Raw genomic sequence first — 2,414 nt, forward strand, 5'->3', positions numbered from 1 at the left:
TTATGAATGAGGGTTCTGGGCGAGCAACTCCCGATCTAGGGGCAGAGGGGCAACCGGCTGGGTGAGAGTAAACTGGCCGCTGACAATCCACTGTTTAAGGATCTCGGCAACTTGCATTGAGCGGCGCAGGCTGGCCAGGGGAGCAGTGCGCACCTTGCGGCCGTTGAGGGTGATGTGGCCGGATTTGAGCTGGGCATAGCTCACCAGGCCAAAGGTGGGCCGCACCCGCCGGGGGATAGAAAAGTCGATCACCGGCGCCACCAGTTCCTCATCCCGGACAGCAATGGACTCCAGATCGGCAGGGGAGAGGATGGGGATGGGGATCCCCACCCCCAACATCAAGCTGGGGCCGTAGTTGCGGAAGTAGCAGCCCCGCACCCATTCCGCTTGCATCTGTTTGGCGTCACCAATGAGGGCCAAGGTGGCTGCTGGGCCAATGGGGGTTTGGTTGGGCAGCCGTTTTTGCCGCGGGAAGTGTTGGGTGCCTTCCCAAGCTACATAGCCGGTGCCCCCTCCTAGGAAGATGCGGCTGCCGATCCCCACCCGGCGCAGGAGGGGGTCGTTGAGGAGGGGGGAGAGCTCACCTGGGTTGGAATAGACGGCATTGCCCAGGTTGGGTTCCAACAGGCCCAAATAGGTGTACAAGGGCCGATCCCCACCGTTGACGCCGACAATGAAGTTTTGGTAAGCGTTGCGAGGGTTGAACAAGTAGAACTGGTTGAGCTGATCCCGCGTCAGAGTGGTCTCGTAGTCGGCCCGGGGATAGCAGTCGGTTACCTGGCCGATGGCCCGCAGGTGCACCCGCTTGCCGGCCACCAGATCGGCGATGACGTGGCCGCCTCCATAGGGGTGCTCGGCTTGCTCACTGGGCTGGGCCGCCCCAATGTAGAGATCGACAGCCCCAAAGCCGGCATAGGCTGGCACCCCGTTCAACCAGGCTTGGCGAATCTTAATGGGCGGATCCGTATGGCCCAGGTTGAGGATTGCCCCTGACGACTCCATTGGCTCAAAGGTACCGGTGGTTACCACATCCACCTGCTCAAAAGCCTGCTCAATGCCCAGGGTGGCCAGCTTGGCTTTGGCCTCTAGGGCCGTCCACACCCGCACCTGGCCTTGGGCAATGCGCCGATTAATTTCTGCCAGCGTTCTCTCCATTGCCTCGCAAGGAATGGCGACAAGTAGTCCGGGCAGACTTCTGCCCGCTGAGAAGCTAGGGTAGCTTGGAGGGTTTTCCAGGGATGGCCGCTCAGTACCCTTTCAGGGCTAGGTTGGGCGTTTGCAAGGCGGCTTCCACCCGCTGCACCTGGGTTTTGAAGCTGCCATCCGGCTCCAGCCATATCTGCCTTAGGGCCGGAGGGATCACGTCCAGGCTAAACCGAGAGCTCTTGGGGCAAAATTGCACACAGGTGGAGGGGCAGGCCAAGTAATCAACCCCCTGGCGGCGGCAGTGCAGCTCTTGATGAATGTGGCCAAAGATCACCAAGCGGATGTGGTCGAACTCGTCCAAGACCTGAAACAGCCGCTCTGGCTGCTGCAGGGCGCTTTGATCCAGCCAATCGGAACCTACCGAAAAAGGGGGGTGATGCAGGGCCAAGAGAACATGGTTCTGGGCAGCCTGGCTGCGCTGCAGCTCTTGGCGGAGCCACAGCAAGGTGCGATCCGTTAGGTAGCCGCTGTCTTTGCCCGGCACCAGAGAGTTCAATAAAATGAAGCTCCAGTTCTCTCGACTGAAGCTTTTCTCCCCGTGTACTCGCTCGGCGCGGAGCTCTGAGTTCATGTTATGAAGGCGATCGTGGTTCCCCGCCAGCCAATAGGTGTCGATGGGAAGAGCCTGCAGATGCTCTCGCAAACGGGCGTAGGCGGCGGCGCTGCCATCTTGGGCGAGATCCCCAGTGAGCAGCAGCAGATCGGGCAAGGGATCCAAGGCGGCAATCGCCTTTTGCACCTGCAGAAAAGAGGTTTCCGTGTCCACCCCCAGCAGTCGCTGGTGCGGCTTGGCAAACAGATGCAGGTCACTGATCTGAACCACGTATACGGTCATAGAGAAGGGGGATAGGAGTCCATCTCTGCAGGTTTAAAACATTAACGTTTTAGCACCAGATGCCTCAGCCGGGATCGGCAGGCAACTCCATCGGGAAGGCTCAGCTTTAACTTGCCCAAGTCCACCCCGCCCGGTTCAACCCCTTGAGAAAATCTTCTAAGGAAAAGCTTCAGGAAACATTCAGAGAACGGCCCACATTCCTGAAGGCGGCCTGCACCTGGGGCCAGCGGGATTCTTGGGTGGAGGCCGTCAGAGTATAGAGGCGATGGTGGCGCACGGTTACCGTCACTATCTCGTGGCGGAGCTGGGATCCCAGGTCAGTTTGGTATTCAAACAGGTAGTAAGGCTGGCCTTGCCGCTCAAAAGCTTCGGC

Annotated in this window: 3 protein-coding genes; all 3 read right to left on the bottom strand. The window is 59.6% G+C overall.

The features are described from left to right. Complete coding sequence (locus tag NW841_RS09805) at positions 1–1,155, bottom strand: homocysteine biosynthesis protein (RefSeq protein WP_414386216.1); 1,155 nt, start codon at positions 1,153–1,155, stop codon at positions 1–3. Between the two features lie 91 nt (positions 1,156–1,246). Further along, entirely contained in the window at positions 1,247–2,041 is a 795-nt protein-coding gene (cpdA, locus tag NW841_RS09810) for a 3',5'-cyclic-AMP phosphodiesterase (protein WP_414365909.1), read from the bottom strand. Between the two features lie 169 nt (positions 2,042–2,210). Beyond that, positions 2,211–2,414, bottom strand: a 204-nt coding sequence (gene psbP / locus NW841_RS09815) for a photosystem II reaction center PsbP (RefSeq protein WP_414386217.1), incomplete at its 5' end; no start/stop codon positions are given.

This window comes from Synechococcus sp. H60.3, from assembly GCF_047462295.1.
Lineage (GTDB): Bacteria > Cyanobacteriota > Cyanobacteriia > Thermostichales > Thermostichaceae > Thermostichus.

Excerpts from the sequence above, each read along its gene's own strand:
- NW841_RS09805 (WP_414386216.1), bottom strand. The coding sequence starts at position 1,155 with ATGGAGAGAACGCTGGCAGAAATTAATCGGCGCATTGCCCAAGGCCAG.
- cpdA (WP_414365909.1), bottom strand. The coding sequence starts at position 2,041 with ATGACCGTATACGTGGTTCAGATCAGTGACCTGCATCTGTTTGCCAAG.